Raw genomic sequence first — 7,119 nt, 5'->3', positions numbered from 1 at the left:
GGCACCACTGGTGCCGGGCGCCTGCGCATGTCCGGGAACCGCCCGGCGGCCGAGCGGAAACCGTCCGGAAACCCGCGGCAACGGAATGACCGGAACACCGGATCCGCTCTCGAAACGGCGTTCCCGGAAATGAATTCCCCAGGGGAATTCGAAAAGGCGTGCAATTGACCCCGGCGCCATTTCCGGATGGGATGTGGATTTCCCTTCCGAAGGGCTCCCACTGCCATGCCTGTGCTCACGCGGCTGGTCCTGCCGCACGCCGCTCCCCGGGGGGCCGCCGCCCGCCCCGCCGACGACGAGGACGTCGCCTTCGGACTGCTGCGCGCCCGCTGGCACGAACGCGGCCTGGAGCTCACCGGCTTCGCCCGCCCGAACGGCCAGGACACCGGCCGGCCCGGCTCCGCCTGGACCTGGCTGACCCTGCGCCACCGGAGCCGCTCCCAGCCGCCGCTGCACCTGCGCTCCCGGCCCCTCCGGCTGCCCGAGGTCACCGACGACAGCGCCCAGCCCGGGCACAACCACGACTGGTCCGGCTTCACCGCGCTGATGGCCCCCCGCCGGCTCCGACGCGGGGGCCACTGGCTGCTCGGCGACTGGCAGATCGAGACCACGCTCTTCATCCGCCCGCGCCCCACCCGGGTGCGCCGCCGGTACGGCTCCCTCGCCCCGCACTGGTGCGGTTCCGGCGAGTACCCGCCGGCCCAGTGGGTGGACCACGACGTCCGGCTCCAGCCGTTCTTCGCCGACGGCCGGCTGCGACTGCGGCTGGAGCGCCCCACCGTCCGGATCACCCGCGCCGCCCCCGCCCCCGACGGCCTGGAGCTGGGCGGGTTCGCCGACGCCTGCCCCTCCGGCACCGTGCTGCGGCTGCGCCACCGGGAGAGCGAGGCGGTGGTCGAGCAGCCGCTCGCCCGCGCAGGCAACACCTTCACCGTCCGGGTGCCGTACCGGCCGTTCACCGCCGACGGACGGGGCAGCGGCAGGCTGGAGCACTGGGACGCCGAACTGCTGCGCCCCGACGGCGGAACCGAGCAGCTCTGCCTCGACGAGCGCGGCGGCCCGGTGGCCGGCCAGCACCCGCTGCCCGGCGCCCCGGACCGGGTGCTCTACCTCAAGCACCTCGCCGACGGCCGGCTCCAGCTCTGCGTCCAGCCCGCGGCCGGCCTGGTCGACCGGATCGCCGTACGGCACGACGGCTTCGAGCTGTCCGGCCACTGCCCGGACCCGGCCTCGGACCGACTGGAGCTGGTGCTGCGGCACTGCGGCACCGCGAGCGAGGTCCGCACCCCGGTCGACACCGCCCCGGACGGCCGCTTCCGGGCCCGGGTGCCCGCCACCCGGACCGGATCGGACGGCGTCGCGCTGCCGCTGCGCAAGGGCCTCTGGGAGGCCGCGCTGGAGCCGGCCGGCCGGCCCGGGGACGGCCGGCCGCTGCTCGCCGCCCCCGCCGCGCTGCCCGCCGTCCCCGCCGCCACCACCGCCGGGGGCAAGCGGGTCCTGCTGCAACGCCGGTGGCACGACACCCTGTTGGTGGACTCCACCCCGGTGCTCACCGCCGACGAGCGCAGCGCCTGGACGCAGCACCGGCTGCGCACCGAGCACTACCCGGCCGCCCGCCGCGCGCCGCTGCGCGAGGCGGCGCTGTACGACGTGTTCGGCGGCCGCGGCTACGCCGACTCCCCGCGCGCGGTACACGCCGAACTCGTGCGCAGGGAAGCCCGGTTGGAGCACCTGTGGGTGGTCGACGACGCCCAGGCCGTGGTGCCGCCCGGGGTCGTCCCGGTGCGGAGCTGGAGCCCGGAGTGGTACCTCGCGCTGGCCACCTGCCGGTACCTGGTCGGCAACACGCACTTTCCGGACTTCCTGGAGCGCCGCCCCGGCCAGGTCGTCGTGCAGACCTGGCACGGCTCACTGCTGAAGCGGATCGCCCACGACGTCGAGAGTCCCTGGCTGGCCGACCGCGGCTACCTGGAGGCGCTCGACCGGGAGACCCCGCAGTGGAGCCTGCTGGTCTCCCCCAGCCCGTTCGCCACCCCGATCCTCCGGCGCGCCTTCCGCTACGGCGGCGAACTGCTGGAGTCCGGTTACCCGCGCAACGACGTGCTCGCCCGCCCGGACCCGCGGACCGCCGCGTCCGTCCGCCGCCGGCTCCGCATCCCCGAGGGCAGGCGGGTCGTGCTGTACGCGCCGACCTGGCGCGAGGACCAGCAGCGCGGCGACGGCGACGGCTTCCGGCTCGACCTGCGGCTGGACCTCGACCACGCCCGGCGCCTGCTCGGCCCGGACCACGTGCTGCTCGTCCGCCCGCACGCGCACGTGCGCGAGCCGCTGCCCGGCGCCGGCGACGGCTTCCTGTACGACTGCGGGGACTACCCCGACCCGCAGGAGCTGCTGCTGATCGCGGACGTACTGGTGACCGACTACTCGTCGATCATGTTCGACTTCGCCGTCACCGGCCGCCCGATGTACTTCTTCACCTACGACCTGGAGCACTACCGCGACACCCTGCGCGGCTTCTCCTTCGACTTCGAGCCGAACGCCCCCGGCCCGCTGGTGCCGACCTCCGCCGCGCTGCTCGGCGCGTTGCGCGAACTCGCCGACGGCGACGCCGGACTGCCGCCCGGTTACGCCGAACGCTACCGGCGCTTCCGGGCCGAGCACTGCGCCCTGGACGACGGCGGCGCGGCCCGCCGGGTGGTCGACCGGATGCTCGAACTCGGGCGGGCCGCGACGCAGGCCGGGACGCGGACCGGGGCGTGGACCGACCCGGACCGGCCTCAGCCGAAGGAGTAGCTCCGCCAGGGCCGCCAGACCTCGTCCGTGTCGAAGCGGGAGAGACCGAAGCCCGGTACCGGGAAGGCCGCGTGGAAGCCGCGGGCCTGCTCGTACGCCTGGTCCAGCACGTCGTCCGACAGCCCGTGGGCGACCGTCACGTGCGGGTGGTACGGGAAGGCCAACTCGCGGGCCAGCGGGCCGGAGCGGACGTCCGCCTCCAGCAGCCGGCACTCCTGCGCGCCCTCCTCGACCCGGACGTACACCACCGGGGAGACCGGGCGGAAGGTCCCGCTGCCGCACAGCAGCATCCGGAACGGCCGGTGCGCGGCCGCCACCGCCGCCAGGTGCTCCTCGATCTTCGGCAGCTCCTCGGCGGGCACCTCGGTCGGCGGCAGCAGGGTGACGTGCGTGGGTATCGACCGGGCCAGCGGATCGCCGTGCCCGGCCCGGGCGTCCTGGATCTCCGTGCCGTACGGGTCCGGGACGCTCACGGACACGCCGATGGTGACGACCTCGGGGAGGTCGCCACCAGCGGGCAGGTGCGTGAGGGGAGTCACCGCTTGGCGGCCGGGAGGAAGCCGATCCGGTCGTACACCGTCTCCAGCGTCACCGACGCCACCTCGCGGGCCTTCTCGGCGCCGATCGCCAGCACCCGGTCCAGCTCCGCCGGGTCGTCCAGGAACATCCGGGTGCGCTCCTGGAAGGGGGTGACCCACTCGGTGAACAGCTCGGCCAGCTCGGTCTTCAGGGCGCCGTACATCTTGCCCTCGAAGTGCGCGACCAGCTGGTCGACCGACTGGCCACTGAGCGCGGAGTGGATGCGCAGCAGGTTGGAGACGCCCGGCTTCCCCTCCTCGTCGTAGGACACGACGGTGCCGGTGTCGGTGACGGCGCTCTTGAACTTCTTGGCGCTGGCCTTCGGTTCGTCCAGCAGGCTCACCAGGCCCTTGGGCGAGGAGGCCGACTTGCTCATCTTGACGGCCGGGTCCTGGAGGTCCTGGATCTTCGCCGTCTCCTTGAGGATGTACGGCTTCGGCACCGTGAAGGTCGGGCTGTAGCGGGTGTTGAAGCGCTCGGCGATGTCGCGGGTGATCTCCACGTGCTGGCGCTGGTCCTCGCCGACCGGGACGGCGTCCGCCTGGTAGAGCAGGATGTCCGCGATCTGGAGGATCGGGTAGGTGAACAGGCCGACCGTGGTGCTCTCGGAGCCGTACCGGGAGGACTTGTCCTTGAACTGGGTCATCCGCGAGGCCTCGCCGAAGCCGGTGAGGCAGTTCATCACCCAGGCGAGCTGCGCGTGTTCGGGCACGTGCGACTGGACGAAGAGCGTGCAGTGGTCCGGGTCCAGGCCCGCACCGAGCAGCTGCGCGGCGGAGACCCGCGTGTTCTCGCGCAGCGTCGCCGGGTCCTGCGGCACCGTGATCGCGTGCAGGTCGACGACCATGTAGAAGGCGTCGTTCTCCTTCTGCAGGTCGACCCACTGGCGTACCGCGCCCAGGTAGTTGCCGAGGTGGAACGAGCCGGAGGTGGGCTGGATGCCGGAGAGCACCCGGGGACGGTCCTTGACCGGACCGGTGACCGCTGCGTTGACCATGCGGGCCATTGTTCCAGTACCACCGCTCGCTCAGGAAACCTCTGCCCCCGGTGGTTCGGCCAGTGTGACCGCACTCACCCCGACCCGGGCGATCCGCCGGCCCTCGACCTTGGCCACCGTCAGCAGCACCCCGCCGCCGCCCTCGACCGGGACGCGCACCTGGTCGCCGTCCCGGGGCAGCCTGCCGAGCGCGGCGACCAGACAGCCGGCCACCGTCTCGTACGGACCCTCGGGCAGGGTGACTCCGGTCTCCTCGGCGAAGTCGCCGAGGTTGAGCAGGCCGTCCAGTTCCATGCCGCCACCGGCCAGCCGGCGGGTGGGGGCGGCCTCCGGGCGGTCGTACTCGTCCCGGATCTCGCCGATCACCTCCTCGACCAGGTCCTCCAGGGTGACGATCCCGGCGGTGCCGCCGTACTCGTCCACCACGATGGCCAGATGGTGGCCCTCCCGGCGCATCTCCCCCATCGCCTCCAGCACCAGCTTGGTGCCGGGCAGCAGCTTGACCGGGCGGGCCAGGTCGCGGACCTTGGCGGCCTGCTCGCCGCGCGCGCCGTACAGGTCGCGGACGTGGACGAAGCCGACCACCGCGTCGGCGCTGCCCTCGACCACCGGGTAGCGCGAGTGCGGCGAGGTGTCGGCCTGGTGCCGGACGGCGGCCAGCGGACGCTCGGCGTCCAGGAAGGTCACCTCGGTGCGCGGGACCATCACCTCGCGCAGCTGGCGCTCTCCGGCGGAGAACACATCGGCGATCAACGCCCGTTCGTCGCTTCCGAGTTCGGTGTTCGCGGCGACCAGGCCGCGCAGTTCCTCGGAGCTCATCGAGCCGCGGCCCGCCGCCGGGTCCCCGCCGAGCAGTCGGACCATCAGGTTGGTGGAGTGGCCGAGCAGCCAGATCACCGGCCGCAGCACCACCGACATCACGTCCACCACCGGGGCGGCGACGACCGAGATGGACTCGGCGCGCTGCAGGCCGATCCGCTTGGGGGTCAGCTCGCCCAGCACCAGCGAGGCGTAGCTGATCACCAGGGTGAGGCCGACCAGGGCCACCGCGTCGGACATGCTCTCGGACAGCCCGGCCCGGACGAACAGCGGGGCGACCTTGCCGGACAGGGTGTCCGCGCCGAAGGCGGCGGACAGGAAGCCCATGCAGGTCACCCCGACCTGGACGGCGGCCAGGAAGCGGTTGGGGTCGGCGGCCAGGTGCGCGGCCCGGGCCGCGCGCCGGGTTCCGCGCCCCTCCAGCGTCCGGATCTGACCCTCGCGCAGCGAGATCAGCGAGATCTCGGCGACGTTGAACAGCCCGCCCAGCAGGATGAAGACGAGGACGAGCGCGGCGTCCCCGAGTGTTTCGTTCACAGCGGGCCAGTGTAGGACGGCCGGTACCGCCCGGGGCCGGACACGGCGGAGGCCCCCGGCCCGGACACGGCGGCGGCCCACCGCTTCCGGGAGGGAAGCGACGGGCCGCCGGTGAAGCCGTGCGGGGCGGGCTCAGATGAGGCCCAGCTCCTGGACCGCGTCGCGCTCCTCGGTCAGCTCCTTGACCGAGGCGTCGATGCGGGCGCGCGAGAAGTCGGAGATCTCCAGGCCCTGGACGATCTCGAACTTGCCGTCCTTGGTGGTGACCGGGAAGGAGGAGATCAGGCCGGCCGGAACGCCGTAGGAGCCGTCGGAGACGACACCCATGGAGGTCCAGTCGCCCTCGGCGGTGCCGTTGACCCAGGTGTACACGTGGTCGATGGCAGCGTTGGCGGCCGAGGCGGCCGAGGAGGCGCCGCGGGCGTCGATGATGGCGGCGCCGCGCTTGGCGACGGTCGGGATGAAGTCGTTCTCCAGCCAGGCCAGGTCGCTGCCGACGGCCTCGAAGGCCGGCTTGCCGGCGACCTCGGCCTGGAAGACGTCCGGGTACTGGGTCGCGGAGTGGTTGCCCCAGATGGTGACGCGCTTGATGTCCGAGACCAGGGCGCCGGTCTTGGCGGACAGCTGGCCGACGGCGCGGTTGTGGTCCAGGCGGGTCATCGCGGTGAAGCGCTCGGCCGGGACGTCCGGGGCGTTGCGCTGGGCGATCAGGGCGTTGGTGTTGGCCGGGTTGCCGACGACCAGGACCTTGATGTCGTCCGCGGCGTGGTCGTTGATGGCCTTGCCCTGCGGGCCGAAGATGCCGCCGTTGGCCTGGAGCAGGTCGCCGCGCTCCATGCCCGCGGTGCGCGGACGGGCGCCGACCAGCAGCGCGACGTTGGCGCCGTCGAAGGCCTCGTTCGGGTTGTCGGTGATCGTGATGTCGCGCAGCAGCGGGAAGGCGCAGTCGACGAGCTCCATGGCGGTGCCCTCGGCGGCCTTGAGGCCCTGCGGGATCTCCAGGAGGCGCAGGTTCACCGGCACGTCGGCACCGAGCAGGTGGCCCGAGGCGATGCGGAAGAGCAGCGCGTAGCCGATCTGGCCGGCCGCTCCGGTGATGGTGACGTTGACGGGGGTGCGGGTCATTTCTACCTTCTCCAGCAAATCGCCAGGCGCCCCAGGCACACCGGCACTGGAGCCAGGATGATCTCTCGACGTCGAGAGACCGGCGTCAGGTTATCGCAAAGGGAAGCGTACGCCGGGTGTCGTGGCGTGGCTGATGCGTCACAGAAAAAGGACGGCCCCCGCCCGGGCCCTGGATTTCCAAGGCCCGCGGTGATCGCCCAGGCCCCCCAGACCCGCAGGACGGCGGGGATGCCGGAGATGCCGGCGACGGCGAGACCGGCCGTGGTGAC

The 7,119-nt window shown here is 72.9% G+C and carries 5 protein-coding genes; 1 reads left to right on the top strand and 4 read right to left on the bottom strand.

The genetic code is table 11. The annotated features are described in order from the left end of the window. Positions 1 to 225: 225 nt before the first annotated feature. Entirely contained in the window at positions 226 to 2,793 is a 2,568-nt protein-coding gene (locus ACFU7Y_RS36435; RefSeq protein WP_380770925.1) for a CDP-glycerol glycerophosphotransferase family protein, read from the top strand. On the opposite strand, the gene ACFU7Y_RS36430 is transcribed toward ACFU7Y_RS36435, so the two are convergent. From ACFU7Y_RS36430 to ACFU7Y_RS36415, 4 genes are all read right to left on the bottom strand, one after another. Beyond that, complete coding sequence (locus tag ACFU7Y_RS36430) at positions 2,778 to 3,332, bottom strand: 2'-5' RNA ligase family protein (RefSeq protein WP_380770924.1); 555 nt, start codon at positions 3,330 to 3,332, stop codon at positions 2,778 to 2,780. The genes ACFU7Y_RS36435 and ACFU7Y_RS36430 overlap by 16 nt on opposite strands. Then, positions 3,329 to 4,369, bottom strand: a complete 1,041-nt coding sequence (gene trpS / locus ACFU7Y_RS36425) for a tryptophan--tRNA ligase (RefSeq protein WP_224282306.1) — start codon at positions 4,367 to 4,369, stop codon at positions 3,329 to 3,331. The genes ACFU7Y_RS36430 and trpS overlap by 4 nt, the downstream gene beginning before the upstream one ends. 30 nt (positions 4,370 to 4,399) lie before the next feature. Next, on the bottom strand, positions 4,400 to 5,725 hold the full coding sequence (locus tag ACFU7Y_RS36420) for a hemolysin family protein (RefSeq protein WP_224282305.1): 1,326 nt from the start codon (positions 5,723 to 5,725) through the stop codon (positions 4,400 to 4,402). Positions 5,726 to 5,857: 132 nt separating this feature from the next. Further along, complete coding sequence (locus ACFU7Y_RS36415) at positions 5,858 to 6,850, bottom strand: malate dehydrogenase (RefSeq protein ID WP_224282304.1); 993 nt, start codon at positions 6,848 to 6,850, stop codon at positions 5,858 to 5,860. Positions 6,851 to 7,119 lie beyond the last annotated feature (269 nt).

The organism is Kitasatospora sp. NPDC057542, assembly GCF_042801945.1.
Lineage (GTDB): Bacteria > Actinomycetota > Actinomycetes > Streptomycetales > Streptomycetaceae > Kitasatospora.
This window is presented reverse-complemented; position numbering and strand designations above follow the sequence as displayed.